Origin of the sequence: Leptolyngbya sp. Cla-17 (assembly GCF_016807185.1) — a bacterium.
Classification (GTDB): Bacteria; Cyanobacteriota; Cyanobacteriia; order Leptolyngbyales; family Leptolyngbyaceae; genus ULC077BIN1.
Genome location: NZ_JAEVYN010000002.1, coordinates 2,529,068 through 2,553,407, shown reverse-complemented (window position 1 = coordinate 2,553,407; position 24,340 = coordinate 2,529,068). Strand labels below are relative to the sequence as shown.

General features: G+C 48.4%; 29 protein-coding genes and 3 pseudogenes. 21 read left to right on the top strand and 11 right to left on the bottom strand.

Translation table 11 applies throughout. From position 1 onward, the window contains the following. Window positions 1–40 precede the first annotated feature (40 nt). The 10 genes from JOY44_RS22585 to JOY44_RS22545 all read left to right on the top strand — a co-directional run bounded on the left by JOY44_RS22585 (window position 41) and on the right by JOY44_RS22545 (window position 7,518). Window positions 41–937 carry an alpha/beta fold hydrolase gene (locus JOY44_RS22585; protein WP_171575687.1) on the top strand — a complete coding sequence of 299 codons (897 nt, stop codon included), beginning with the start codon at window positions 41–43 and terminating at the stop codon, window positions 935–937. Window positions 938–1,101: 164 nt separating this feature from the next. Further along, entirely contained in the window at window positions 1,102–1,233 is a 132-nt protein-coding gene (locus JOY44_RS32485; protein WP_281063320.1) for a hypothetical protein, read from the top strand. 125 nt (window positions 1,234–1,358) lie between these two features. Beyond that, a complete protein-coding gene (locus JOY44_RS22580; protein ID WP_171576208.1) occupies window positions 1,359–2,258 on the top strand; it encodes a pirin family protein in 900 nt (299 codons plus the stop codon). Between the two features lie 112 nt (window positions 2,259–2,370). Next, complete coding sequence (locus JOY44_RS22575) at window positions 2,371–3,393, top strand: LLM class flavin-dependent oxidoreductase (RefSeq protein WP_171575686.1); 1,023 nt, start codon at window positions 2,371–2,373, stop codon at window positions 3,391–3,393. A 289-nt stretch (window positions 3,394–3,682) separates the two neighbouring features. Next, window positions 3,683–4,474 carry a CPBP family intramembrane glutamic endopeptidase gene (locus tag JOY44_RS22570; RefSeq protein ID WP_171576207.1) on the top strand — a complete coding sequence of 264 codons (792 nt, stop codon included), beginning with the start codon at window positions 3,683–3,685 and terminating at the stop codon, window positions 4,472–4,474. Window positions 4,475–4,545: 71 nt separating this feature from the next. Then, window positions 4,546–5,301, top strand: a complete 756-nt coding sequence (locus tag JOY44_RS22565) for an SDR family oxidoreductase (RefSeq protein ID WP_171575685.1) — start codon at window positions 4,546–4,548, stop codon at window positions 5,299–5,301. 229 nt (window positions 5,302–5,530) lie between these two features. Beyond that, window positions 5,531–6,001, top strand: a complete 471-nt coding sequence (locus JOY44_RS22560; RefSeq protein WP_171575684.1) for a nuclear transport factor 2 family protein — start codon at window positions 5,531–5,533, stop codon at window positions 5,999–6,001. A gap of 341 nt (window positions 6,002–6,342) precedes the next feature. Continuing rightward, the gene (locus tag JOY44_RS22555; RefSeq protein ID WP_171575683.1) at window positions 6,343–6,747 is read left to right on the top strand and encodes a RidA family protein; all 405 of its coding nucleotides are present in this window, start codon (window positions 6,343–6,345) and stop codon (window positions 6,745–6,747) included. A 254-nt stretch (window positions 6,748–7,001) separates the two neighbouring features. Beyond that, window positions 7,002–7,178, top strand: a complete 177-nt coding sequence (locus tag JOY44_RS22550) for an alpha/beta fold hydrolase (protein ID WP_197985683.1) — start codon at window positions 7,002–7,004, stop codon at window positions 7,176–7,178. Between the two features lie 43 nt (window positions 7,179–7,221). Further along, window positions 7,222–7,518: a helix-turn-helix domain-containing protein gene (locus tag JOY44_RS22545; protein ID WP_171575682.1), complete on the top strand. Its 297-nt coding sequence runs from the start codon at window positions 7,222–7,224 to the stop codon at window positions 7,516–7,518. Here the strand turns inward: JOY44_RS22545 and JOY44_RS22540 are convergent. After that, complete coding sequence (locus JOY44_RS22540; RefSeq protein WP_203031937.1) at window positions 7,507–8,049, bottom strand: IS630 family transposase; 543 nt, start codon at window positions 8,047–8,049, stop codon at window positions 7,507–7,509. The genes JOY44_RS22545 and JOY44_RS22540 overlap by 12 nt on opposite strands. A 43-nt stretch (window positions 8,050–8,092) precedes the next feature. Continuing rightward, window positions 8,093–8,461, bottom strand: a complete 369-nt coding sequence (locus tag JOY44_RS22535; protein ID WP_171572621.1) for a helix-turn-helix domain-containing protein — start codon at window positions 8,459–8,461, stop codon at window positions 8,093–8,095. A gap of 64 nt (window positions 8,462–8,525) precedes the next feature. Here JOY44_RS22535 and JOY44_RS22530 point away from each other — a divergent pair. From JOY44_RS22530 to JOY44_RS22515, 4 genes and pseudogenes are all read left to right on the top strand, one after another. Beyond that, a pseudogene (locus tag JOY44_RS22530) lies at window positions 8,526–9,335 on the top strand (IS630 family transposase); the annotation flags it as partial. A 44-nt stretch (window positions 9,336–9,379) separates the two neighbouring features. Then, window positions 9,380–9,490: a DUF4926 domain-containing protein gene (locus JOY44_RS22525; RefSeq protein ID WP_171575680.1), complete on the top strand. Its 111-nt coding sequence runs from the start codon at window positions 9,380–9,382 to the stop codon at window positions 9,488–9,490. A 45-nt stretch (window positions 9,491–9,535) separates the two neighbouring features. Next, window positions 9,536–10,021, top strand: coding sequence for a helix-turn-helix domain-containing protein (locus JOY44_RS22520; RefSeq protein WP_171571905.1), 486 nt, complete (start codon window positions 9,536–9,538; stop codon window positions 10,019–10,021). Between the two features lie 27 nt (window positions 10,022–10,048). Next, entirely contained in the window at window positions 10,049–10,615 is a 567-nt protein-coding gene (locus JOY44_RS22515) for an IS630 family transposase (RefSeq protein WP_171571904.1), read from the top strand. 345 nt (window positions 10,616–10,960) lie between these two features. Here the strand turns inward: JOY44_RS22515 and JOY44_RS22510 are convergent, their stop codons facing one another. Both JOY44_RS22510 and JOY44_RS22505 read right to left on the bottom strand, forming a co-directional pair. Further along, entirely contained in the window at window positions 10,961–11,182 is a 222-nt protein-coding gene (locus JOY44_RS22510; protein WP_171575679.1) for a Nif11-like leader peptide family natural product precursor, read from the bottom strand. 132 nt (window positions 11,183–11,314) lie between these two features. Continuing rightward, the gene (locus tag JOY44_RS22505; protein WP_171575678.1) at window positions 11,315–11,788 is read right to left on the bottom strand and encodes a TspO/MBR family protein; all 474 of its coding nucleotides are present in this window, start codon (window positions 11,786–11,788) and stop codon (window positions 11,315–11,317) included. 93 nt (window positions 11,789–11,881) lie between these two features. Here JOY44_RS22505 and JOY44_RS22500 point away from each other — a divergent pair. Beyond that, a protein-coding gene (locus JOY44_RS22500) for an IS630 family transposase (RefSeq protein ID WP_197985745.1) occupies window positions 11,882–12,836 on the top strand; the annotation gives its coding sequence in 2 pieces (ribosomal slippage) (window positions 11,882–12,216 and window positions 12,215–12,836; 957 coding nt in all). Between the two features lie 110 nt (window positions 12,837–12,946). Here the strand turns inward: JOY44_RS22500 and JOY44_RS22495 are convergent. From JOY44_RS22495 to JOY44_RS22480, 4 genes and pseudogenes are all read right to left on the bottom strand, one after another. Beyond that, window positions 12,947–13,330: a VOC family protein gene (locus tag JOY44_RS22495; protein WP_197985682.1), complete on the bottom strand. Its 384-nt coding sequence runs from the start codon at window positions 13,328–13,330 to the stop codon at window positions 12,947–12,949. Beyond that, entirely contained in the window at window positions 13,291–13,668 is a 378-nt protein-coding gene (locus JOY44_RS22490; RefSeq protein ID WP_171575677.1) for a nuclear transport factor 2 family protein, read from the bottom strand. The genes JOY44_RS22495 and JOY44_RS22490 overlap by 40 nt, the downstream gene beginning before the upstream one ends. A gap of 138 nt (window positions 13,669–13,806) precedes the next feature. Next, window positions 13,807–14,241 carry an AAC(3)-I family aminoglycoside N-acetyltransferase gene (locus tag JOY44_RS22485; RefSeq protein ID WP_171576206.1) on the bottom strand — a complete coding sequence of 145 codons (435 nt, stop codon included), beginning with the start codon at window positions 14,239–14,241 and terminating at the stop codon, window positions 13,807–13,809. 85 nt (window positions 14,242–14,326) lie between these two features. Further along, window positions 14,327–15,334 (bottom strand): annotated as a pseudogene (locus JOY44_RS22480) (IS630 family transposase); the annotation flags it as partial. A gap of 283 nt (window positions 15,335–15,617) precedes the next feature. Here JOY44_RS22480 and JOY44_RS22475 point away from each other — a divergent pair. Beyond that, window positions 15,618–15,782 (top strand): hypothetical protein, encoded by a 165-nt coding sequence (locus JOY44_RS22475; protein WP_171575676.1) that lies wholly within the window; start codon window positions 15,618–15,620, stop codon window positions 15,780–15,782. A 4-nt stretch (window positions 15,783–15,786) separates the two neighbouring features. On the opposite strand, the gene JOY44_RS22470 is transcribed toward JOY44_RS22475, so the two are convergent. Both JOY44_RS22470 and JOY44_RS22465 read right to left on the bottom strand, forming a co-directional pair. Continuing rightward, on the bottom strand, window positions 15,787–16,215 hold the full coding sequence (locus JOY44_RS22470; protein WP_171575675.1) for a hypothetical protein: 429 nt from the start codon (window positions 16,213–16,215) through the stop codon (window positions 15,787–15,789). 258 nt (window positions 16,216–16,473) lie between these two features. After that, window positions 16,474–17,163: a DUF3592 domain-containing protein gene (locus JOY44_RS22465; protein ID WP_171575674.1), complete on the bottom strand. Its 690-nt coding sequence runs from the start codon at window positions 17,161–17,163 to the stop codon at window positions 16,474–16,476. Between the two features lie 465 nt (window positions 17,164–17,628). On the opposite strand from JOY44_RS22465, the gene JOY44_RS32970 reads away from it, so the two are divergent. The 3 genes from JOY44_RS32970 to JOY44_RS32965 all read left to right on the top strand — a co-directional run bounded on the left by JOY44_RS32970 (window position 17,629) and on the right by JOY44_RS32965 (window position 19,344). Continuing rightward, window positions 17,629–18,379, top strand: a protein-coding gene (locus tag JOY44_RS32970; protein ID WP_415881097.1) for an IS1 family transposase whose coding sequence is annotated in 2 segments (ribosomal slippage) — window positions 17,629–17,898 and window positions 17,900–18,379 — 750 coding nt in all. Because the reading frame shifts where the segments join, the coding sequence is not laid out codon by codon here. Between the two features lie 241 nt (window positions 18,380–18,620). Next, window positions 18,621–18,983, top strand: a complete 363-nt coding sequence (locus JOY44_RS22450) for a hypothetical protein (protein ID WP_203032090.1) — start codon at window positions 18,621–18,623, stop codon at window positions 18,981–18,983. Between the two features lie 94 nt (window positions 18,984–19,077). Next, complete coding sequence (locus JOY44_RS32965) at window positions 19,078–19,344, top strand: thermonuclease family protein (RefSeq protein ID WP_415881131.1); 267 nt, start codon at window positions 19,078–19,080, stop codon at window positions 19,342–19,344. A 689-nt stretch (window positions 19,345–20,033) separates the two neighbouring features. On the opposite strand, the gene JOY44_RS22440 is transcribed toward JOY44_RS32965, so the two are convergent. Further along, window positions 20,034–20,822 carry a hypothetical protein gene (locus JOY44_RS22440; protein WP_171575670.1) on the bottom strand — a complete coding sequence of 263 codons (789 nt, stop codon included), beginning with the start codon at window positions 20,820–20,822 and terminating at the stop codon, window positions 20,034–20,036. Between the two features lie 251 nt (window positions 20,823–21,073). On the opposite strand from JOY44_RS22440, the pseudogene JOY44_RS22435 reads away from it, so the two are divergent. Together JOY44_RS22435 and JOY44_RS22430 are read left to right on the top strand one after the other, a co-directional pair. After that, a pseudogene (locus tag JOY44_RS22435) lies at window positions 21,074–21,313 on the top strand (IS1 family transposase); the annotation flags it as partial. A gap of 86 nt (window positions 21,314–21,399) precedes the next feature. Further along, a complete protein-coding gene (locus JOY44_RS22430; RefSeq protein WP_171575669.1) occupies window positions 21,400–24,249 on the top strand; it encodes a GAF domain-containing protein in 2,850 nt (949 codons plus the stop codon). Window positions 24,250–24,340 lie beyond the last annotated feature (91 nt).

Sequence of the window (24,340 nt, the reverse complement as noted above, 5' to 3'; positions counted from 1 at the left end):
GCAGATCAAAACTTTTACCCGCGCAATCAAAGGAAAAGAGATGAAAATACGCTACGGGTTTCGACAGGTTGGTGATGTCGAAGTGTTCTACCGCGAAGCGGGGGCAAGCGATGCGCCGGTAATACTTCTGTTGCACGGCTTTCCGACCGCTAGCCACATGTTCCGCGACCTGATCCCTCTGCTCGCCGATCGCTTTCGGCTCGTCGCGCCGGATCTGCCTGGTTTTGGGCAGACCAAGGTACCACCACGCGGAACGTTCGACTACACGTTCGACCGCCTTGCCGACGTAATCGAGGGCTTCGTCGATGCTTTGTCCCTTGATCAATACGTACTCTACATCTTCGACTACGGTGCGCCAGTAGGTCTGCGTCTGGCGATGCGCCATCCTGAACGGGTATCTGCGATTGTCTCGCAGAACGGCAACGCCTACATCGAGGGTTTTAGTGATGAATGGGGGCCGTGGGAAACCTATTGGCGCGAACCGAGCGCAGCGAACCGGGAAGCCTGCCGCTCCTCGCTCGCGCCAGACACAATCCGGAATTGGCAGTATGGCACCGGAGCCGATCCAAACCTTTTGTCGCCCGACGGCTACGAACTCGACATCGCCTACATGGGGCGGCCAGACGCGGAGGAGATCCAGCTCGATCTGATCCTCGACTACCGCAGTAACGTCGCGCTCTATCCAGCCTTCCAGTCGTACTTTCGCGAGCACCGTCCACCGCTTCTCGCCGTCTGGGGAAGTCATGATCCGGCATTTCTGCCCGCTGGTGCCGCCGCTTATCAGCGAGATCTCCCGGATGCAAAGATTCATCTGCTCGACGCCGGACATTTCGCGCTGGAGACGCATGCGGAAGAGGTGGCAGCTTTTATCCGCACGTTCCTCGACAGAGAGATCGGTTCCACACTGCATCTTGAAGGTAATTGCACAAGAATCTGACAAAACACCCTAAGAATTTGAAAGAAACCGAGCCTTGGAACTCATTACATTTAATTTAAGTTAGGCAAGAATCTGAAGCAGCACTCATAGGAGATTTCATTGCCTTACGTTGCCATTCCAAAAAAGTTCTGCAACCATCGATCTCTAAAAGGAAACCTATAGCTATGTCTGAAAATCAAAAAATCGGTCTAGAAGGACTGCTTCGTCTAAAAGATATCATCCTGGTACTGATTGACCACCAGCCCTATCAGTTCACCAACATGAACAGCCATGAACGAACCCACGATGATCATTAACAATGTTATTGGTCTTGCCAAATCGGCAAAAGTGTTCAATGTATCAACATTTCTTACTATCTTATGAAACAGAACTAAGACTGTATCTTCGTCCACAACGTCAACTAAGAATGGATCGTACAAAAATGAGTATTCAGCAATTAATCACACCTGAAAAGCACAACTTAGGTGGGTTTAGTGTACAGCGCATCTTACCGAGTGAAACCCTAAAAATGGTTGGACCTTTCATCTTCTTTGATCACTTAGGCCCAGCTATTTTCCCGGCTGGAAAAGGCGTCGATGTTAGACCCCATCCACACATAAATTTGGCGACGGTTACCTATTTGTTTGAAGGAAGCCTTCTGCATAGAGATAGTTTAGGTACAGTACAAGAGATTTTTCCGGGCGAGGTGAACTGGATGACAGCGGGCAAAGGTATTGTTCATTCTGAGCGATCGCCCGAGAGCTTTAGAGAGAAAGAATCTACTCTTCACGGCATTCAGACCTGGATCGCCCTCCCCGAAATCGCTGAAGAAGTTGAACCCAGCTTTTCACATTATCCGGCGACTGATTTACCGAGGTGGATTCAAACAGGAACCAGCGCGACCTTGATCGCCGGTAGCTACCAGTCTCACCAATCACCCGTTAAAATCTACTCTGCTACTCTTTACCTAGCGCTCGTTTTCACGGAGGGTAGTGAATTTCAGCTAGCGCCAATGGAAGGTTTAGAAAGGGCAGTTTATAGCGTCACATCCGGCCTATTCATAAATGGAAAGCCTTTAGAGCCATATCGTTTAGCCGTTTTAGCGTCGGATGAATCAGTAGATATCCGTGCGGGGGCTGAGGCAAAAGCAATGATTATCGGCGGGGCCCCAGTGGGCGATCGCACAAAGTACTGGAACTTTGTGTCGAGTCGCTCAGCGCGTATCGAGCAGGCAAAACGAGATTGGCAAGACCGCCGCTTCCCGGCGGTTCCCGGTGAAACTGAATTCATTCCGCTTCCTGATAATTCAGATCACGGTAGTAGCGCGCCCCCTCTGAGCTGATGATGGTTAGGCGTTTTTGCTGAGCGAGAGAACAGCAGCTTAACTCGTACAGCAAGGTTCTCTACTATTTCGGATTAAGTCTATTTCATTCGCAAAACGCTTGGGAAATGATATGGAAGTCGGAATTGACAGTTTTGCCTCGGTTGGAACGAGTGAAAATGGTGAAACGGCGGATGCCACGCAGTCTGTCGCCGAACTGCTGGAGAGAATAGAGCAGGCGGATCGTTCCGGCTTGGATATCTTCGGTATCGGCGAGCATCATCGGCATGAATTTTTAGATTCGGCAAACGCGGTTATTCTCGCCGCTGCCGCCGCACGCACTGAGCGCATCCGTCTAACCAGCGCGGTTACGGTGCTGAGCGCGGCTGACCCGGTACGTGTGTTTCAACAATTCGCCACGCTCGATTTGATTTCAAAAGGTCGCGCCGAAATGGTTGTCGGGCGCGGATCGTTCACCGAAGCCTTTCCGCTATTTGGATTTAGTCTCGGCGATTACGACGAGATTTTCGCTGAGAAGCTCGAACTCTTGCTCAAAATTCGGGACAATGAAACAGTCGATTGGTCGGGCAAATTTCGCCCCGCGCTGGAAAACCAAGCAATTTATCCGCGTCCGCTGCAAAAACCGTTTCCCATCTGGATCGGGGTCGGCGGTACGCCGCAATCCTTTCTCCGCGCCGGAATGCTTGGACTGCCGCTCGTGGTTGCCATTATCGGCGGCGAAACGCATCGCTTTCGCTCGCTCGTAGATTTATACCGCGATGCTGGAGCGCGCGCCGGGTACGCGCCCGAAACATTAAAAGTTTCATTGCATTCAATTGGTTATGTCGCCGACACGACTGAACAAGCCGTTGAAAAATTCTTTCCGGGCTACGCCGAAACTTTCACTAAAATCGGCAGAGAGAGAGGCTGGCCGCCTGTTACGCGTGCCGCTTTTGACGCGCAGCGCGGCGCGACCGGCGCGTTACTGGTCGGCAGTCCCGAAGAAGTGGCGGAGAAAATCCGCCGTCATAGCGAATCGCTCGGCGGCATTTCGAGAGTAACTTTTCAAATGGACAACGCGCAGATGAACCACACCCAACTGATGCGCTCCATTGAACTGATTGGAATGCAAATGTCGCCACTCTTGAACGATTAAAATATGCGGGCATGGTTCAACTCAAGTTCCGCTAGAGTAACAAGACAGAGAAAACGGATATGAAATTGGTTCTGCAAGTCTGTGCTGAATTGGTGAAAACGGATTTTAGCGATAACCCTCCGGGATAGCTTCGCTTAGCACAGACGTTGCCCTACAAGTAGGCTTCTCCAGTTAAAGCCATTTGACGCAGCACTTCAAGTGATTCACGGGAAAGACTAGTCACCAGTTGTCATTCTCTATCTTGGCATTGTTTTTACCCAGTATTCTGATGTCTCTAGAGGTTAAATCAATGGCAGTTTTGAAACAATTTGGGATTCTATTTGTGTTGGGCATTGCGGGCATTGCGATGGTTACGATTACGTCGATTCCATTAGTTGAGCAACAGTTGGCGAAACTGTCTCCAGAAATACTGGCAAAAGTCCCGCCACTGTGGGTTTTAATACTCCTACAAGGACTACAGCTTACAGTTCTACTGGCAATCAGCATTCTGATTGGAATTGGCTGTGCCTATCGCGTTGGATTACGCTCACATTTGATTGACTACTGGGTACTTCATACCTCTAAGATTCCATATTCTGTCATTGAGATGAAATGGAGCTTGGGTGTGGGTGCAGCGACAATGATCATTCTCCTGTTGCTCGATCGGTTCATGAAACATGCTCTACCTGAAGCGCTACAGGCATCCAATAACACAGAACCGAATTGGCTGAGTTCACTTACAGCAATGCTTTATGGCGGCATCACTGAGGAAATTCTGATGCGCTGGGGCTTAATGTCGCTGCTTGTTTGGATAGTGTGGAAAGTCTTAAAACAAGGTATTACGTTGCCAAGCCAAGGAATATACCAAGGTGCGATTGTGCTAGTAGCGCTGGTATTTGGGCTTTTACACCTGCCCGCAACTGCCGCGATAGTTCCACTCACTCCGCTTGTGATTATCCGAGCGATATTACTCAATGGGATAGCTGGCATTGCTTTTGGTTGGCTCTTTTGGCAATACTCACTTGAGGATGCGATGTTATCCCACGTCAGCTTTCATGCCTTTTCCTTTGCTCTTAGCCTTTTGCTGGCAAGATTTGTCTGAGCTTTCTTCTAAAGCGATTTCACGATCATTTCAAGAGAGAACAACCGGACTTAGATTTTAGGAAAAATAGAATGATACTTCAGGATAAAGTGGCGCTTGTCACTGGCGGAACTTCAGGAATTGGTCGTGCAACGGCGATCGCTTATGCCCAACAACAGGCAAAGGTAGTAGTGGTTGGTCGTCGAATTGATGAAAGTGAAGAAACAGTTCGATTGATTCAGGAAGTTGGCGGAGAAGCTGTTTTTGTGCAAGCAGATGTCACGAAAGAAACTGATGTTAAAGCAATGGTTGATAAAGCGGTTAGCGTTTTTGGTCGGTTAGATATTGCCTTTAATAATGCAGGAATAATCGGCGAAAATCCCTCATTGATTGAGCAAACAGAAGCTGAATATGACCGCACGATGAACGTCAATGTTAAAGGCGTTTGGTTGTCGATGAAATATGAAATCGCTCAGATGTTGAAACAGGGAAGTGGTTCAATCGTCAATACGGCATCTGCGAATGGAGTCGTTGCATTTCCTACCTTCCCCCTCTACACCGCGAGTAAAAGTGCAGTAATAGGCTTGACAAAAGCGGCTGCGCTTCAATATGCAAAAGCGGGGATTCGCATCAATGTCGTTGCGCCAGCGGTAATCGAAACAGATATGTTTGAAGCAGCGACAGGTGGGCAGGATGAAGTTAGAGCTTACATGGCAGGACTTCACCCGATCGGGCGAATTGGAACACCGCTTGAAGTTGCAAATGCAGTCCTGTTTTTATCATCTGACCTGGCATCGTTCACAACAGGTGAAACGTTGATGGTAGATGGTGGCTATGTAGCGCAGTAGTAGATCGGCAGTGCGAAACGTTTGACACAGCACTTCAAGCGACTCACTAAAGCAACACTGAAATCGGTTCGCTAATGACCTAGGAAACTCCATAGGAATCTGCAAGAAGTTGAGTGTTGGAACTGACTACACTCAAGTGAACTAAGACAAAGAGAACTTAGGAGTTGATGATGATGTCCAAAGTGTCTTCTACCTCACCACCACAAAATTAAAGAAAGGAATCGTTACCATGAGTACCCAACCGACCGAAGTGATCAAAGAGTTTCTGGCGAATACGGCAACCGAAAAGGTTGAGGCGGCTGCCCGACGGCTCGTCGCGGAGGACGCAACATACATTTCCCTGAATTTTGACAACCCTGAACTGAAGCAAATCTTGCCTTGGACGGGAACCTCCAAAGGTCCCCAAGCGTTCATCGATACGTTCTCCCGGGTTGCGCAATGGTGGACGCATGAGGACTTCGCCATTACCGCCCTCTTCGGTGAAGGCGAGAACGTCGCTGTGTTCGGCAGGTTCACGTACCGCTCGGTCTCGCTGAGCAAGGCGGTGACCTCACCGTTCTCGATTCACGCAAAGGTGCGCAACGGGAAGATCGTGTACTTTCAGTTCATGGAGGATACTTTCGCGACCGCTCGCACTTTCAGCCAGAAGGGGACTTGGACCATCAAAATCGCTCCGAACCAGCCGGAGTTCGAGGTGTAATAGCAGCCTACGACGCCTACTATGCGCTGCAGCGAAACCGGCCCTCGCGCTCCGGTTGCAATCCGCGCTGTCATCGAGGGCCGGGTCGCTGAGCTTGGGTAGTTGGGCGTTTCGGGTAATGTGAGGTGTGGAACGGATGACGGATAAACTTGAGCAGAACAAACAGACGGTCACAGCATTTTATGACCTGATGTTCAATCAAGGGCTTTCGTCATCAAAACCGAGGTCAAGGATGAAACCAGTAGCTCGGCGTAAATAATTTGCCAACGTCAGGATGTCTTCTTGCAAAACAAATTGTCCGGCGAGTGATAACCTCCATACCAACTATTTGAGGCAATCGAATGACGAAGCGATTAGTTAATCCGGCAAGTCTGTACGATGGGAGTCCGTTGGGTTTATCGCACGGGACAATTGACCAAGAAAGTTCGCTATTGTTCATCTCCGGGCAGGTCGCTTGGGACCTTCAACACTTAGTCTCCGACAATTCCGTCGCAGGTCAGTTTAGCCTGGCCCTGGAGAATATGCGAAGAGTCCTTACCGAAGCGGACTCTAATGTGGATGACCTTCTACATATGAGAATCTATGTTCGAGGGGAGCTTGAAGACCATATGGAAGTATTGGCACCCATCTTATCTAACTTCCTCGGTAAGTCTCGCACGGCAATCACGGGAATTGGCGTTTCCTCCCTTGCATCTAGAGCAACGCTTGTGGAAGTGGAAGCAGTTGCTAGGTTGCGACGACTTTAACACCTGTACCTGCCCAATATTTCGCGACGAAAGACCCACGTAAATGCTACCCGTTTCTTACCCAATCGGAACGATAACCGAAGTGATGGATAACCAGCTAATGGAGCGGACGGCGCGTTGTCCTTACTCTGGGAGGTTCTCTCAGGATGAAACTTTCGTGACAATTTGTAAAAACGCAGGAGCCTTACCACTGGGCAAAGCAACGCTTTCACACAGACAAAAACACACCATCGATTTACACAGGAGAAACTCTTATGCCTTACGTTACTGTCGGTCAAGAAAATTCTGCAACCATTGATCTCTACTACGAAGATCTTGGGACAGGTCAACCGATTGTTCTCATTCATGGATTTCCATTGAACGGACATTCCTGGGAGAAGCAGGTCTTGGTTCTGCTAAACGAAGGATATCGGGTGATTATACGGAATTGAGTAGGGGAGTATCATTTAACAAGATGAAAAAGGTACTCTGTCAATGCCTCGGCGACGCACTCAAATTAGCCCTCATCTAGACTACGCAGATCTAACTCAGCGGTATGTTCAGTGCCAAGATGCTGGCGAGAAAAACCGTTGGTTAGTGATTCGATTGCTCAGTCATCCAAAGACTCCGATGAGCATTGAACAAACCGCTGAAATTTGTGGACTCAGTTGTAGTGGAGTGCGAAAAATCGCTCGTCGCTACAACGTCGAGGGTGCAGTGGGACTGGTGAATCGTCAGCGCTTGAACCCTGGAGGCAATCGTCTGGCTTTACAGCGATTTTCAGATAAATAAGCCACAGTGAGCGAACCAACCGAGCGCGTCATCAGCGGAAATACAGTCATTGATAATTTTGCTCAAGGCTTGGTCGAGTGCTTCACGGGTTCGAGCCTTAGCCGAGCGCAAAAGTTGCTTCAGTTTTGACCAACACAATTCAATGGGTGAAAGATCTGGTGAATAAGGGGGCAAAAATACAACTTTTGCCCCCACCGCTTCAATTGCCTCTCGCACCACTACGGCATGATGAACAGGTAAGTTATCCATGACAATAATCGCTCCTATCCACAGTTGAGGAATCAAAATCTCCTGGATGTAGAACAAGAACACCTCAGTATTGACGCTGCCGACAAGGCTCATCGTGGCAATCAAACCATCGATACTCATCCCTCCGATTAACGAGATATTCTTTCCTTGATCGCCAGGAGTTTCACTGTCGTACAAGCGTTCACCGATTGGGGCGCGACCATAGAGCCGAGTCATGCCCAGATGGATGCCAGTCTCATCAATGAAGACCAAGTTACGCGGGTCTATCGTGAAACTCCACATCCGATGAGCAAATCGTAAATCTTTGACTCGTTGCGTGTCTTGTTCAGAGGCAATCAGTGTTTTTTTTGACGCTTAACTTGAGCTTACAGACAGTTCGTTGCATGGTCGATACACTCACCTCCACCCCGGTTGCCCTTGCAAAGCGCTCACACAACTCTTCGAGCAGGGCATCCGGTTGGGCCGTAACCAACGCTTCAACGATGGGCAACTGTTCTTTCCCTAACTTGGCAACTGCTCCTCCCCCGTGGGGCTTGGGTTGCACGGTGCCCGTTTCACGATGGTGTCGTCTCAGATCTCTGATGAAGGATAAACTCACCTTAAAGCGCTCTGCCAGTTGCCGCTGTGACCCTTCTTTGGCTTCATACGCTGCCATAATTCGTTGACGTAAATCGACAGATAAGGCGGCTGGCATAGGCGACAATTTTGATATTGCATTGGTTGCCTCTTAGACTGGCAAATTGTGGCTGACTCAAGCAAGAACCGCTGTAAGTGATGAGCAACAACAAGAATTGCAGCAGCGCTTACAGAGTCCCCCTGAGGATGGCGGACTCTGGAGCGGTCCGAAAGTCGGGGAGTACATCGAAACCTACTTTGGCATTTCTTTACACTCCTCAACAGCCTGGAAGTATCTACGACGTTTGGGGTTGAGCTTGCAGGTGCCGCGTCCGGTGCATCATCAAAGCGCAACCCTTGAGCAGCAAGCAGAGTTCAAAGCAGGATTGGCAGGTCATGTGGCGTGGTTGCGCTCGTTGTTTCCCAATCGGGAGATTGTAATTTGGGCGGAAGACGAAGCTCGATTAGGCTTGCAACCCATTGTCAGGCGGGTTTGGGCACCCATAGGAGAGCGCCCATCAGCGCATCATTGTCGCCGCTATCAATGGGTCTACACCTATGGTTTTGTCCATCCTGCCACTGGAGCGAGCTACTTCCTTTTATTGCCCCGTGCCAATGTCTCCATGATGCAGATGGCGTTAGAGCTATTTGCGGCTCAGGTCAATCCCCATCGTCAGCAGTTGATCATTCTATTGGTTGATCAGGCCGCGTGGCATATGAGCCAAAAACTTCAGGTGCCCCCCGGCATTTTCTTCTACCCGCTATTGCCCTATACCCCCCAACTGCAACCCACTGAATGTGTCTGGTCTTTGCTGCGCGAAGCAATCGCTAATCAAGTGTTTGACAATCTTGATGCTTTAGAGGATGTCTTAGTCAAGCGGTGCCAATGGTTGATGCAGCATCCTGTGATAGTTCAAGGCAAAGTGGGCTTTGATTGGATTCAAGCAATTTAATCTGGTCAAAAAGTACTGCCTTCCGCAATTCCGTATTAGATGTTATGGCTTTGATAGTTGACCTACCCCAATACAATCTGTTGCGAGGACAAGTCGGTACAGTGGTAGAAACATTAGCGAATGGTGCAGGATTATACCAAATTAAATTGGAGTAGTTACAGATCAGATAAACTGAGGAATGTAGAGGTGAGAGTCTAATCATGGCTGGTGTCAGCGCAATCGTAATTAAAGAAAGTCTCGAGGAGTTAGGCACCCGCTTGCGAACGGTTGAACAGCCGATAGTTAAAGAACGATTGCAAGTGTTGTACTGGCTCAAACGAGCGCAAGCACCGAGCATCAGCCAGATCGCGGTTGCAATTGGCAGGCATCGAGGCACGGTGCAAAAGTGGTTAGCGCTGTATCGAGCACAAGGATTAGAGGCATTGCTGGTGGTCAAGCCAACGCCAGGAGGAGGCAACCGGATGATTCCAATGTGGGCAGAAGTTGCCTTAGCAAAGCGATTGCAGGAACCGGACAATGGGTTTGACAGCTATGGGGAGGTGCAGCAGTGGCTCTTGGAGAGTTTAGGAATAGAAGCCCAGTATCATGCGGTCTACCAGATGACCCGTTATCGGCTCAAAGCCAAGCTAAAAGTGGCTCGTCCCCAACAACCTCAAGCAGAACCGAGCACAACGAGAGGCATTTAAGCAAACCTTGCAGACGACCTCGATTTGTTGAGCCAATACGCTCGGCAAGTGCGCCAGGATAAACGACCTATTCGCTATTTTGCTGGGGATGAGAGCCGCTTTGGGCTGCATACCATTATCGGGCGTTTGATTACAGCCTTTGGAGTGAAACCCATTGGCTCATGGCAACGGGTGTTCAAAGCATTCTGGCTCTATGGCGCTGTGGAACCTGCCACCGGAGAATCCTTTTTCTGGCAGTTCTCCCATGTCGATACCGAGTGCTACCAATGCTTCTTGGATGAGTTCTCCAAGGCTTACCCCGATAGTCTCAATATCCTGCAAGTGGATAACGGACGGTTCCACAAAGGCAAAGCGTTGATTGTGCCACAGAACATTATCCTGGTGTTCCAACCGCCTTACTGTCCGGAGTTAAATCCAATTGAGAGGCTATGGGAATATCTCAAGGCGGATCTCAAGTGGGTTTCGTTCAAAACGCTTGACCAACTGCAATCCAGAGTAGATCAACTCTTATCCCAGTTAACCCCTCAAGTGATTGCTTCTCTCACGGGCTACCCCTTTATCCTCAATGCACTATCTGTCATTGAAACCATTTAAATTGGTATCAGAACCTCAGATTGAGTTTGCCCGGTCGTATCTTGAATCAGTTGCAGAGCAGTATAGTGATCGGGTGGAATTTTCTCCGCAATGTGAAAATTTTTCATTCGATTAATCAGGTTCACTTGTGACCCATCACCCCTTCCACACTTCAGAAAATAGAGATGCAAAAACAGGGTGTTAGTCCAAGTCTAGTCCAAATTTCTGGGCTGATTCTAAGCGCCTTATTTAACAAGCTATATAGTAGCTTGACTAATTGTGTAAATGGCAATTAGTCTACGAGTTTATTGCGTTTCAGCCGTTTTAGGCAGTGGATTTAGTCCAATCAGTAGGTAGAGCGATCGCTCAATTCCCCCAGTACTCTCCAGGAAGATCCTTTCTTTTAACAGTAACCCTGCCAACTTTCTTACCTGACATTCTCAATAATTCATCACCTGAAAATTCAAAACCAAGCTTTAGTGCTATTTGTGCAACTTCATCTGCTGTTGATGAAGCAAGCACCTCATTTTTAAGTGCAGGTTCAGACTGCATTTTCTTTAAAAATGCCTCGAGTTGATCTAAAGCCATATTTGAAACTCCTATTCTCGCTCTTTGGTGTGCGGAGTGGGTGACTGCTCCGCTGAGTTTAACTTAACCCCGAAAAGCTTCCCACACCTCTGATGCCCATTGGCTGGACTCATTACCATTCATCTGGGTCCATCACACTGCTTCTGGATTCAGGTCAATCATACGGCGAGTCGTGTAGGTTCCAACCGGACTCCAGAGCAGATAGGGCAGTAATAACAGGGCAGCTTCAAGGGATTGTTGCCCTACCATCACCGCCAACACAGCACCTAAAACAACTCCCAAACCACCTAAAAACGTCCCGAGCGCCAAACTCCGCGATCTTAACGTGGCGGGAATGTAGGCGACTGTCACTACTTCCACCAACAGGTAAAGCCCCATAAAGATACAGGTTTTGAGACTGCCTGGTTCATTTTGCCAAACTAGCCCCGCCGACCAAGCACCGCAGAAAAATGCAGCCATCCATATGAGCGGAATGGCAGGCTCAAAGAATAACCACTTGGGGCGATCAAGTCTGGCAGCCCAGGGAATATCACGCGGTCTAAAAAAGAAACTGCCAAAGGCAACCAGAGTCGTGATGCCACTGATAATGAGCCAGGAGTTTGACATCCTTGTTTCCTGCAAAACACAGCATTATAGCCTTTTCCTATTGAATGAGGTACGATTCTAGTAATGTTTAGTAGCCTAAATGAATCGGTAGTGATGAAAGCGTATTCTACAGACTTGCGCCAAAAAATCATTGACGTTTACAAAGACGAACCCATCTCTCAACGCCAACTAGCCAAGCGATTTAGCGTGGCAACCAGTTTCATTATCAAACTGCTTAAACAATACCGAGAAACGGGCAGCATTGAGCCAAAACCTCATGGAGGAGGTAAGCCCGCTCAACTGACGCTTGAGCATCATCAAGTGCTTGCCGAATTAGTCGAGGCTACCAATGATGCCACGCTTGCCCAGTTATCTGAGCAATTCGAGGCGAAAGTAGGAATGCGAGTAAGTCGTTCAACGATGGGACGAGCGGTGCAACGCTTAAAGCTCACCGTCAAAAAAAACCTTTCGAGCAACTGAACGAGACCAGGAGCAGGTGCAGCAGGCACGGGTTGAGTTTTGGCAAATGATTACTCAAGTCGAAGCCAAAGACCTAGTATTCATCGACGAAGCCGGAGTAAATCTAGCAATGGCAAGGCTCTATGCCAGAGCCCTTCAAGGACACCGCGCTTACAGTCATCGTCCACAGAACCGAGGAAAAAACCAAACCATCATTGGAGCGCTCACCCTTGATGGCATCATTGCGGCACTGACCTTTGAAGGGGGAACGGACGGACGGGCGTTTCAAACTTTTGTCCAACAGGTGTTAGTGCCAAACTTGTGGAAGGGAGCCTGTGTCGTTATGGATAACTTTAGTTCTCACAAAGTCGATGGCATTGCCCAAGCGATTGAAGCAGTGGGTGCAAAATTAGTCTATTTACCCTCCTACTCACCCGACTTTAATCCCATTGAGCAGTTTTGGTCAAAAGTCAAAGCAATCCTCCGCGCGATTGCTCCACGAACCAAACAAGCGTTAGACGAGGCGATGACTCAAGCGTTTGCTCAAGTGTCGCTTAAAGATATTCGTCATTGGTTTACTCATTGTTGCTACTGTACCTCACTCGACTGAGAACCGCTATAATGGTAGCAAGCTGCTTTAGTGTCAACATCCATCTTAGGGACAGGTAAGGGGCATCTCCAAGTCAACCAGTGCTCTGGCTGAGTTCTTGCTCAAGCTGCTCATCCCAGAAGGCGGCTTCTACCTTGTGCCATCGGGATCGCGAACAGTGAGCCATAATATGGCTCACTGTATTCGGCTCTGCCACCGGGCGCACCTTCGGCTTTGCCGCCTGCTGCCAAGGCCGCTTCATAGAAGGCGTGGACGGCTTCTTTGGTGGGAGCGATAAAGCAAATGTGAGTACCATTGCCAACGGTTGCAGGCTGCCCATCGAACGGGGTTCCCACCCAAAATTCGGGGTATTGTTTACCGTACGCGATCGCTCCCGGATGCTCCATCAATCGCTTACAGCTCAACGTCGGCAACACAGCATCATAGAACGAGATCGCTTCAGAATTTCCCTTTATTAAGCCACCATACCGATATGGGCAGCGACGATGTGCCAAGTTCCGCTCGAAGAGACAACCCAAACTCGCGTGAAGCGAAAGTCACCATTTGCAGGGCTGCCATTATAACTACCAGACAATTGCATTCGGACTGAAACGATCGTTACCTCTCCATGGATTTGAATATGCTGCTCAGAAGGTTTCAACTCATGTATCTTAATCAAACCAGATTCGTGGGCGGCTAGGTCATCTTGTTTTTCTAATAATTCTCCAAGATGACTAGTGATGATAATTTCGGGAGCTAGTAGTTCATTCAAAACGCTTACATCAGAAGCAAGCATTGCCTGCCTGAGCCGTTCTTCGGCGTTGATAATCTGAGTTTCAACTGTTTCAGTCATGGTGGTTCTTTCCTGAGTATCAACAAACAAACTGCAATCTTACCCCCATCGAAGACTCGCAGCACAACGGCAAAATGCAGCAGCGACAAATAACCTCGACCTTAACACCTAGATCTCTCGACTGCCCGCGTAGAATTGTTAGGCATCGTCATCGCTGACCCCAACAGCAATATCAAAATGAAGCACATCTTCGCGTACACCAAGCTTCGTGTAGAGTGCAATCGCAGGGTCATCCTCAATATCTGCCTGTACAAAAATAATGTAGGCTGCTCGCGCTACAGCGATCTTCTTTAATTCCTGAATTAATGCTGTGGCAATGCCTTCGCGGCGATGCGCTGCGGCAACAGCCAGATCGTAAATATAAATTTCACTACGCTCCTGCTCGAACTTCTGAAGTTCGTAAGCGGCGATACCTCCAACTACTAATCCATTTTTCAACGCTGCAAGCGCGATGAAATAATTGCTGTTTAGCAACCGCTTGAGATAGGCATTGCTGGGGCGAGATGAGCTATAGGTATCAACTTCATCGAAAGCCTCGCCAAAGGTACCAATAAGCCCTCCATCAGTGCTAATATCAAGTCAGGATGAATACCCATAATTAAGATACAGCCTTTACATCTGGCAACCAGTAGTAAGAGGTGAGTCCACGAATCAATTCTTGCTGCTTGAGTAAGCTTTGACAGCGCTGGTAGATAATCTGTTCAACCTGTGCAATGGAGTCAAACGCTGTATTGACCAATGGCTCATCCACAAGCACCCACAAGCGCTCGGCGGGTTGTAATTCTGGTGAATAGGGTGGCAGGGGGAACAAATGAATGCCTTCTGGCACCTGCAAGGCTTTGCTCAGATGCCATCCTGCCTGATCAACCGAGAGAATCACTTGCTTGGTTATGCCCACCTTGAAATGCTCAGCAAAGTCCTGGAGCACTTGATTGAATAGGTCCGTGTTGACATAGGGTAACAGCCACCAGTAGGTTTCTCCGGTTTGAGGGTGGACAAAGGCATACAGCCATAACCATTCGCGTTTCCAGTTGACGGTAGCAATCGGTTGCTCATCTTGTTCCACCCACACCCGTCGCAACACCGGTTGCAAGCCCAGTCGATGTTCGTCTTCAAACCAGGTTTCAACGTCGTCGTCGGGATGGTCGGCTTGCACTTGCTCCACTTTCTGGTGCAGTTTTTTTTTCCACGCCTGTTGCTCATCTAGGTCTGCTTCCTGATGCATCGGTCGGGGCACTCGTAAGCGCAGTCCCATCTGCTTGAGCAATTCCCACCCTTGTTGACGACTGATTGGGCGAGTGAGCAATTCACTGAGATAATCGGCGACTTTGCGTCCATTCCACAATCCACCGTCCGGGGCAGACCCTCGTATCACCTGCAACAGTTGGGCTTGCTGCACTTCATCGAGCAATGGTGGTGCTCCAGGGTTGCGATGTCGTCCATCTCCCAGGCTTGCCGGACCCATGCGGTTGTAGCCCCAGACTAATTCATAGATCCAACTGCGACTGTACCCAGTTATCGCTGCCACCTCTTCAGTCGGTCGTCCTTGAACCAGTAGCCAGATAATTTGGTAATGCGATCGCTCAATCGGATCGCTTGCTTGGCGGTATCGGGTTACCAATTCCTCTGGACTCAAATGAGGTTGAATGGTGATGCGTTTCGGCATAACCCTCATATGTCACTCTAATTAAAGTAAAATCCAGGCAAAACGCTGAACGTCTTTCACCGACTGCTGTCTGGTATATACGCTTCATTGTCAAATGTTTTGAAATATCGGAAATAAGCTACATATGCTAAGACTCAAGCCGTATAGAAGCTTCAGCATTTTTGACTAAATTTGCTTTTCCGAAAGTGATTCAAGAGGGATAAGGTAACCAAGATAAGAGCCTATCTCTATATTATGGTCATTTAAGCCGACCTGATATAAGTCGTTAGCGGAAAGCTGACGAATGCTAATTGGCTCAGAAGATGACATTTTCTACCTGATTAATTGGAACGACACAGAATTAGAGCCACACAGAAAGGTGATGGGTAAAATGCATAACGGCGACATTCACCAGCTGTTAGCCGCCTCTCAATCCCAACTGATCGCCCTCAACAGTCTGGTGCAATGAAGGGTTAGGCAGCATGAGGCGACCAGATTAGCGGTGCATCATGTGCAATAACCCACGCTTGAAGTTGTTGTCCAAGATTATTGATGGCAGAAACTTCAGTACGAATAAAGAAGCTTGTTTGGGCATGATCAAGTGACGTTGCATTATTATCAACAGCAAATTCAATGGCAGCATGGCCAACCGAATCAAACAGAAAAGCCCGAACAAGCACGAAGTAAGCCCATTTACCAGTTCGATCACCTAACTCTAATCGCACCTCGTCTTGTATGCTGTGCGGAAACTTGTAAAAATCTGCTCCAAGAGCGTCTAAATCCTCTGGCTCAGTGTAGAAGTCTTGAACCCCAGAAAAATAACCATTGCTAGCACTAATTTCAACACGCCAAGCTGAATCATCATAGAGCAGTCGTTTGAGCGAGATAAAAGCATTAGCCATTAGCTGACCATAGAGAACTACCCTTATTCTCTGTCTAGTGCTCCAAACTTCACACAGACGAGTCTAAAATACTGCCTCAACCAGGAAATTAAGCAGCCTAACGGCAAAGATGAGCAGCAGATACGACCTTAAAAATAGATGAAAAGGTTTTTACTTCCCGCTCCATCGTGTTGTTATGCGGCATCAATTTTGCCATCAATGCTAGACCTGTTGGGCGATCTCACGAGGACTACCATTGATTGACTCGATGCGGGCGTATTACTCAGCTAACTTGGGAAGAAACGAAAGATCAACCAAGTATTTCTTAGGATTTTCTCTCTCGATAAAGACGGTAATTAGGTCGCTCGTTATAAATTCGGATGGGTCGTACCATATGCTGTTGCTCTCGAATACGTGTATCTCTTTAGTAGACGGATTCTGCCATTGTGTTATGACCCGGAAAGGGTGCCTGTCATTAATCGATTCTGTGGTATCAATCTCTACGCTCTTAAATTTGGTCTCGATGGGAGTTCCTTGCTGCTTCAAGTATTTTTCTTCCCGTTCTTTCCTCATGAGCGCAATGAGCAGACTAGCGCCAACTGTGGAGAATATGCTGCCTATTGCACCCAAAATAGTTGGCGCACCCCACAGCGAAAAGAATCCATTAATCTCTGCTTTCTGGGGTTCATTTGGCAGATAAAAAATCTCTACTGTTTGTCCCTTCGAGTAACTTGGCGGGTTAGAACTTGATGACGAGGTGAACTCAATTTTTTCGCCTTTTTGACTAACAAAAACTACAACCGGTTGGTATGTTATTGAATCGTCTGATCGAGACCGTATAAGCTCTATCACCGTTCCTTCTGTTTTGATGGCATCTTTAAGGAAAGTATTGGTATTTATGTACGTAAAGAATGTGGCTGCCAACATACCAATTCCGGCTAGGAGGAAAGGATATCCTATTGCTTTCATGGTTTGGTCTCAACTGCGGGTAATTTAGTGCTTTGGCTTGAAACCTGTGTCGGTCTCAGGGAGGCTGCTGTTGTAATTAGCAAGTGAACTTAGCGTTCCCAAAGGGTGTCATTTATCACCAGCGTGAACTCTCTCTTTTCCACCAAAAGGTAACAGTCTCTGCGATCGCTCCTACTAGGGGTTTGAGTATCATCCGAACAGAGAGTACCGTTAAGCTGCTAGATCAGCGTGTATCAGTTGAACCCTCTGACACTTAGGAGCCTCAAACCTCTGCTATGCCGTTTCTCATGGCTGTACCGTTCAAGTGGTATGTCTCGTTGAGACTAAAAAGTGCTTTTTGAAACATCTGCCAGTAAAGACTTTCAGCCTTAATGGTACATTCTGTTCCGTTGCTTCTCATCGGTAATGGACTAGACCTGTAGAAACAGGTAACAATCAAAAGGGTAGTTGTCTGGAGACTTGAATATGGTGCTTGAACCGATTCTTTGCCCAACCTGCGGAAGTAACGATGTCGTCAAGCATGGTCAATCAGGTGAAGGCAAGCAACGCTACAAATGTCGCAATTCCCAATGTTCTCGCTCTACTTTTATTCGCGACTATCGGTATCGTGGATACCTCCCAGAAGTGAAACGGCAAATTGCAGATATGGCAGTCAACGGGAGTGGGATTCGAGATACCGCCCGTGTTCTCAAGATTAGCCGCACAACGGTGATTGAAACGCTAAAAAAAAGACCGTCACCTCAAAGCAATCAATGAAGCTCGTTTGGCAGAACTTGAACCGACTCAAACGATAGTGAAACTGTGCCAGTGGGAAGATCTGGAGGCTGAAGCTGACGAAATGTGGAGTTACGTCGGTTCAAAGAAACAGCAACGGTGGTTGTGGCACGCCATTGACCATCAGACGGGTGAAGTGTTGGCGTATGTGTTGTCTCATCATCAAGACAGTGCTTTCTTGGCACTCAAAGCGTTGTTAGAACCCTTTGGGATTATGCAGTTCTACACCGATGCTTGGGGTGCTTATGAAAGACACCTCGATCCAAGTCTACACAGGGTGGGTAAACGCCATACTCAGAAGATTGAGCGCAAGCATCTGACCTTACGCACCCGAATTAAACGGTTGGCTCGCAAAACCATTTGCTTTTCCAAATCCATCTGGTTGCATGATGTCGTCATTGGATTGTTCATCAACCGCTATGAGTTTGGCTTAAATGTTTAGATTTATTCCACAGGTCTAGTCCATTACCCTTCTCATCCCCTCTCTCGATGTCCCATGTCTCAGGCGGCAGTAGTTCATGGCTGCTGTCATTGAAAGCAGCGGTAGGTCATTGACATGAGTAGATTCTCGGTTCTTAGCCTGCGTAGAAGAGAGATCACGGATTTGTTTAAGTGGAAGTACTATTTGTTACCTTGAACGCGGGTGTTTAACTAGCGTTAGTACTATCCCAGTGAGGGGCTATATGCCGAAAAACACCATGATCCGAGGCGTTGCAGCAGCGATCGCGCTATTAACCATCTCACTATTCGCCAGCCTACCTGCCCAGGCTGAGTCCGCTACCTTTACGCTAGTGAATAAAACCAGCCGCACCCTAGAAGAATTCTATGCCTCTCCTCCATCCACAGACGACTGGGAAGAAGACATTTTGGGGGTTGATGTTCTTGAACCAGGAGCGTCGGTCAAGATCAATATGGATGATGGTAGAGAAGATTGCCTTTACGACTTCAAGGGCGTTTTGGGTGCCGGCAACGGGGTCGGCAGCGGAGCGCTCATTCAATCTAACGTGAGTGTGTGCGATGGCGGCACCTACGAGTACACGGAATAACTAGAAAGTTCAATTGCAACACCTGCGCTATTGACCTTTTTGGATCATAGATGAAGTACGAAAGGGAGGGGGTAGAACTGGCTACCCCTAATCAATCCAAGCAGTCAGGCTGATTTTCTACTCTTCATTAGGGCAGCCAGTCGGTAACGATGCACGTAAAAAGTTGCGATCGCTCGTCAGTGCAGTAGGGAATCAGGTGATTGTGTTTCCGTCAGAGCGAGATCGAGAAGGTCAATTATTGGCAGAAGTTTTTGTAACAGCAGGAAAAAGTACGGAAGAGAAGAAGCTGCTGAATTACGAGATGGTTCAAGCACGCCTTTACGGGGTCGAGCCGATATACGACCAAAAAAGTGCAAGATGAGCTGGAAAGCCTTATTTGGATTGAGTTTCAGAGAATCTATTGAAGGCGAGGCTCAGCAGCAGCACTTCTGTGGGAGCGGCAGAAGTGCTACGAGAGAATGGGGCTTTCAGCCGTTGAAACCACATCAAAAGAGGCTATGTACGACTGATTTTTGATTAGTACAATGTCCAAAAGTAGTCCAAACCTCTACTACTCAAGGGTTTCAGCAGTACAGCTTAAATCATCTATTTCCTGAAACTCTTACAGGGAAAGAGTTTCAGCCTCATGTTACACTTTTTTGGTCGTATGTCGGCTCGACCCCATTCCCTCTCACCATTGGGCACACTGATCTAGCAACCACACTTTGGCACCTGATAGAAAACCTTTAGCCCTGATCATTGCGTCGGGGCTTTTGCATTAATTTCCTAAAGGCGTAGAAGTAGGGGTATCAAAACCCGTCACACCTAACTCATTTTGATACATAGATTGATTGACAAGTTGTTTTACAGTATTTGGAGGCTGAAACGCTACTTTGCCCTTACAAACCCTGGCCGTAAAACAAACGGTCGTTTGATTGACACTCCTTGGTTCCATTAGCCCACAAGCTTTCTAAATAAGAAGAATGCTGCACTGTCGAGTCTCAACAGTGCAGCATTCATAGCTTTCTCACCTAGCTTATCTATATCAGTGCCGGATTCATCCTATGGCACTTAAGCATTCGCTTTACGCTGAAGCTTCTTGCGACCTAGAATAGCGCTCCCTGCTGCAATTGCACCTAAAATGGTCATGGGTTCAGGAGCCGCCGCAGAGTTCTCACCAACAGAAATAGGCGTAATTTCAGGAGCCGAAGAGATTCCACTCACCAGACCACCTAAAACTTTATCGCTGCCACCTCCTGCATTTACTTGCTGGAAGCGACCAACGATATTTAAGGAGTTGTTCTTGATACCGCTCAGGAAGGAATTCTCAACCAAGCTAGCCGTTAGTCCAGTACCAGAGAATATGAAGCTGACCAAAGTAGAGTTCCCAGCGGTTAAGCCTGTTTGAGGATTGCCGCCTGCAAAGGTCCCTGGCCCGGCAGAACGAATACCGACATCAAAGGTGCCAAAGGGGTTTAGAGCTGCCTCACCTACGACCGACTGATTCAAGCTGGAGTCGCCATAAAGCTTAGTAAACGCACTGCCTGAGGCGTTGTAGCTAAAGCCTTTGATTAAAGCAGGTAGATCAAATCCAACGCCAACTAGAGTTGAGGCTGTAGCACCCAACCCAGTGGACCCATTGGTTGTGTTTTGGAAGCCCAGGTTGAGCTTGACGTTAGAGCCATCTTGGACAAAGTTGAAGTCAAGCAAAGCAGTAGAGCCAGTGTTCTCGGTACTGCCTTGGGAGGGGTCGAGTGAAATGGTAAAGGCTTCGGCTGGATTGATAGCGGCAACGGATGAAACGAGAGCCACACCAATCGCGAGAGCAGAAAGGGATAGGGAGGAGAGAGTGCGGTTCATAGCTTAGTCCTAGATAAGTGGCGAGTTCAGGTGTCTTAGGCTGCAAAAGATGCTTATGTAGCCTAAGCTACCCAAATGAACGGCTCTTGTCCTCGGTTAAATAACTGAAAGGGGACTATCTTCAATTAAGCCTGCTATTGAATGAAGAGCTGGAAAAACACGTAGAAGGCAGTGAACGTGGCACTAGCAACTAAGGGTTTGCACTTGGAGGGGGTGTCATTAGTTATTGATGCTGACTTGAAAATCCCCCAACACAGCGATTAGAGCGTACGAATGGGATTGTTCGACAACAAACAGGAAGATGGCATCGACGACAGAACCAGTTTGGCGAGGTGTGTGGACAGACGAAAGTGACCACTCGGTTAGTCGTAAGCGACTTCAATTGGATTTGGCGGCACAGTCGCTTCAACTCCACCACCGCACAACGGGTAGGATTCGCCTCTCGTCCTTGGACTTGGCACAAGCTAGCAGCTTATCTCGCATTGTCCTGACGCACTACCGAAAGTAGGAGCATTTTGCATCATTCAAGGGAACTTTAAGCTTGGCAACTTCAAATTCTCCTTAAGCGAACCTCCCTATGCTGTCATCGCACGACGCTATTTCGCCCTTAACTCAGGAAGGGTTACTTCACCGCATTGCGAACCGGGTGCGCCAATCCTTGGAACTTGAGAGTATCTTAAGTACTACAGCAGCAGAGGTTCGAGCCTACCTGGGAACAGATCGAGTCAAGATCTACCAATTCTACCCGGATGGTCATGGGGTCGTTGTAGCAGAATCACTTCAAGCAGATCGCTTACCGTCTCTTCTAGGACTTCACTTTCCCGCAGACGACATTCCTCGTTATGCCCGTGAACTGTTTGTGCGTGCCCGTCAGCGATCGATCGTCGATCTAGGCAATCATACGATTGGGATTAGCCCACTCAACTGCCCAGAAACCGGAGAAGCCCTCAACACAGGTGATATTCGGTATCGTCCAGTTGACCCTTGCCACCAGGAATACCTGACAGCAATGGGAGTCAAATCCTCAATCGTTGTGCCAATTGTGCTCGAAGGGGAAGCCTCCGGGTTTTACGATCCTCCCTCCCTCCAGTCTGCCAACCATCTTTGGGGGCTTCTAGTCTCCCATCACGCTGAACCTCGTAGCGTGACGGAAGCGGAGTTGCAGTTCATCCAGGCAGTGGTGGATCAAGTAGCGGTTGCCATTGCGCAATCGGTTTTGCTAGAGCAGGTGCGATCTCAGGCACGCCGCGAAGCCAATATGAACCAGGTTACGGCACGACTGCAAATGTCGCCGACTGTCGATTGGCAAGAGGCGCTGGAATTAGCCTCGCACACCCTGAGTGCAGGCGGCAGGTTGTATCTAGCTTCAGAGACTGATTCACCTAAAGAAATTTATACCTGTGGGGAGCAACCCGCACTCATTGATCCCACCCAAGAGCGCTCGATTGAAGAGAATCTAGTGTGGCAAAAATACTTGCACTCTGTCCTAAATCATTCTGTAGATGAAACGGGGCGTACTCCCTGGTCACCTGAGTGGATGCGAGCGGTGTACGAACTAGTAGAACCGTCTCAGAGCTTCAAGCCTGGCGCTTCATCCTGGGCAGTCGATGATCTTTACCAAGAACCGCTATTTCGCACCCTCGCACCCTTCTTTGATGGCACAAACATTCGCAGTGCTCTGATTATTCCCCTCAAGCATGGGACTCAAATCATGGGGTGCTTAACCTTCTTCCGTCGCGAAATTGATACCGAGATTGAGTGGGGTGGCTATCACAACCCGGATACGCGTCAGTTAATGCCCCGTCAATCCTTTGAAGTGTGGCGGCAGATCAAGAAAGGGCAGGCGCAGCGTTGGACAGAAGAAGAGATCAAATATGCTCAAGCTCTAGGGGAACGCTTTGCGGCGACCGTGAAACAATATCGGCTGTATCAGCAGGTACAATCGCTCAATGCCAGCCTGGAACGGCAGGTGGAAGAGCGTACGGAAGCACTGAAACAGCAATCTGAGCAACTTCAGCAGTCCAACACCGAGTTAGAACGGGTCGTGGAACGGCAGATGACGCTGTCTCGAATCGTTGCCAAAATTCGTGAATCCTTAGACATTGACACCATCTTTCAAATTGCCACTCAGTCGCTGAGCCACGTTGTCACAGCAGAACGGGTTGCTATCTACCGCTTTAATGCGGATTGGGGTGGAGCCTTTATCGGCAACTATGAAGCGGTCACGCCTGAGTGGCAGAACAATGGTCAGCTTGGAGTGAATACCGTTTGGAACGATACTCACTTACAGGAGACTCAAGGTGGACGCTACCGCACGGGTGACAGCTCAATCGTGCATGACATTTACCAGCAGGGCTATGCTCAGTGTCATGTGGAGATCCTGGAGCAGTTTCAGGTGAAGGCATTCATGGTGATGCCCATCTTTGTCGGTCAAGCGCTTTGGGGTTTGCTGGGTGTGTACCAACATTCTGCGCCGCGTCACTGGAAACCCTCTGAAATTGAGTTTGTCAGTCAGATTGCAGCGCAACTGGGAGTCGCTCTACAACATGCAGAGCTACTGGTTCAAACCCGACAGAAAACTGAACAGTTGGCACAAACGTTGAATGACTTGAAACAAACGCAAGTTCAGTTATTCCACAGTGAGAAGATGTCCAGCCTAGGGCAGTTAGTTGCTGGGATTGCCCATGAGGTGAACAACCCCATTAACTTTATTAGTGGCAATCTGGCTCATATCCAGGAGTATATTCAAACTTTATTTGAGTTGGTTCGGGCGTATCAACAACATACTTCAGCCCCGTCGCCGGATTTACTACAGCTTTTGGAGGACAGTGATTTTGCTTACATTGAAGCAGATTTCCCCAAACTATGTGCATCAATGAAAATGGGGACTGAGCGAATTGGAGAAATCGTTGAATCGTTGCGCAACTTCTCACGAGTGGATGAAGCGGCGGTCAAAGCGGTAGACCTGCATGAAGGATTGGAAAGTACGCTCCTGATCTTGCAGCATCGTTTGAAATTAGTTTCTGGAAAGCCGATTGAGATTGAACAACACTATGAAGAATTGCCTCCAGTTCATTGCCATGCAGGACAGCTCAATCAGGTATTTATGAATTTGATTGGCAATGCGATCGATGAATTAGAAACCACTGCCACAGGCCATACATCATCCAAAACCGTCACTATCTCGACTCGCTGTGTCAATGCTGACTGGGTAGAAGTCTCGATCAAAGATAATGGTCGAGGCATTACACCGGAGATTCAAGCCAAGCTGTTTGACCCGTTCTTCACTACTAAACCCATAGGGAAAGGAACCGGACTGGGCTTATTTATCAGCTATCAGATTGTTGAAAAACACGGAGGTCAATTAGTCTGCCACTCTCAACCGGGTCAGGGCACAGAGTTTGTGATTACATTACCTGTTCAGTGAGAAGCAACGGCGTACTTAGTAGGACGAGGTGACGGACAAAACTACCCTGTTTCCGAAATCTTCATGATTTTGACTGAGAATAGGCGTTTCG

Excerpts from the sequence above, each read along its gene's own strand:
- JOY44_RS22510 (WP_171575679.1), bottom strand. The coding sequence starts at position 11,182 with ATGGCTTTAGATCAACTCGAGGCATTTTTAAAGAAAATGCAGTCTGAA.
- JOY44_RS22545 (WP_171575682.1), top strand. The coding sequence starts at position 7,222 with ATGCCTCGGCGACGCACTCAAATTAGCCCTCATCTAGACTACGCAGAT.
- JOY44_RS22490 (WP_171575677.1), bottom strand. The coding sequence starts at position 13,668 with ATGACTGAAACAGTTGAAACTCAGATTATCAACGCCGAAGAACGGCTC.
- JOY44_RS22575 (WP_171575686.1), top strand. The coding sequence starts at position 2,371 with ATGGAAGTCGGAATTGACAGTTTTGCCTCGGTTGGAACGAGTGAAAAT.
- JOY44_RS22585 (WP_171575687.1), top strand. The coding sequence starts at position 41 with ATGAAAATACGCTACGGGTTTCGACAGGTTGGTGATGTCGAAGTGTTC.
- JOY44_RS22470 (WP_171575675.1), bottom strand. The coding sequence starts at position 16,215 with ATGGCTAATGCTTTTATCTCGCTCAAACGACTGCTCTATGATGATTCA.
- JOY44_RS22550 (WP_197985683.1), top strand. The coding sequence starts at position 7,002 with ATGCCTTACGTTACTGTCGGTCAAGAAAATTCTGCAACCATTGATCTC.
- JOY44_RS22565 (WP_171575685.1), top strand. The coding sequence starts at position 4,546 with ATGATACTTCAGGATAAAGTGGCGCTTGTCACTGGCGGAACTTCAGGA.
- JOY44_RS22475 (WP_171575676.1), top strand. The coding sequence starts at position 15,618 with ATGCTAATTGGCTCAGAAGATGACATTTTCTACCTGATTAATTGGAAC.
- JOY44_RS22580 (WP_171576208.1), top strand. The coding sequence starts at position 1,359 with ATGAGTATTCAGCAATTAATCACACCTGAAAAGCACAACTTAGGTGGG.
- JOY44_RS22520 (WP_171571905.1), top strand. The coding sequence starts at position 9,536 with ATGGCTGGTGTCAGCGCAATCGTAATTAAAGAAAGTCTCGAGGAGTTA.
- JOY44_RS22560 (WP_171575684.1), top strand. The coding sequence starts at position 5,531 with ATGAGTACCCAACCGACCGAAGTGATCAAAGAGTTTCTGGCGAATACG.
- JOY44_RS22535 (WP_171572621.1), bottom strand. The coding sequence starts at position 8,461 with ATGCCAGCCGCCTTATCTGTCGATTTACGTCAACGAATTATGGCAGCG.
- JOY44_RS22450 (WP_203032090.1), top strand. The coding sequence starts at position 18,621 with ATGCCGAAAAACACCATGATCCGAGGCGTTGCAGCAGCGATCGCGCTA.
- JOY44_RS22440 (WP_171575670.1), bottom strand. The coding sequence starts at position 20,822 with ATGAACCGCACTCTCTCCTCCCTATCCCTTTCTGCTCTCGCGATTGGT.
- JOY44_RS22430 (WP_171575669.1), top strand. The coding sequence starts at position 21,400 with ATGCTGTCATCGCACGACGCTATTTCGCCCTTAACTCAGGAAGGGTTA.
- JOY44_RS22505 (WP_171575678.1), bottom strand. The coding sequence starts at position 11,788 with ATGTCAAACTCCTGGCTCATTATCAGTGGCATCACGACTCTGGTTGCC.
- JOY44_RS22540 (WP_203031937.1), bottom strand. The coding sequence starts at position 8,049 with ATGTGGAGTTTCACGATAGACCCGCGTAACTTGGTCTTCATTGATGAG.
- JOY44_RS22555 (WP_171575683.1), top strand. The coding sequence starts at position 6,343 with ATGACGAAGCGATTAGTTAATCCGGCAAGTCTGTACGATGGGAGTCCG.
- JOY44_RS22570 (WP_171576207.1), top strand. The coding sequence starts at position 3,683 with ATGGCAGTTTTGAAACAATTTGGGATTCTATTTGTGTTGGGCATTGCG.
- JOY44_RS32485 (WP_281063320.1), top strand. The coding sequence starts at position 1,102 with ATGTCTGAAAATCAAAAAATCGGTCTAGAAGGACTGCTTCGTCTAAAA.
- JOY44_RS22465 (WP_171575674.1), bottom strand. The coding sequence starts at position 17,163 with ATGAAAGCAATAGGATATCCTTTCCTCCTAGCCGGAATTGGTATGTTG.
- JOY44_RS22525 (WP_171575680.1), top strand. The coding sequence starts at position 9,380 with ATGGCTTTGATAGTTGACCTACCCCAATACAATCTGTTGCGAGGACAA.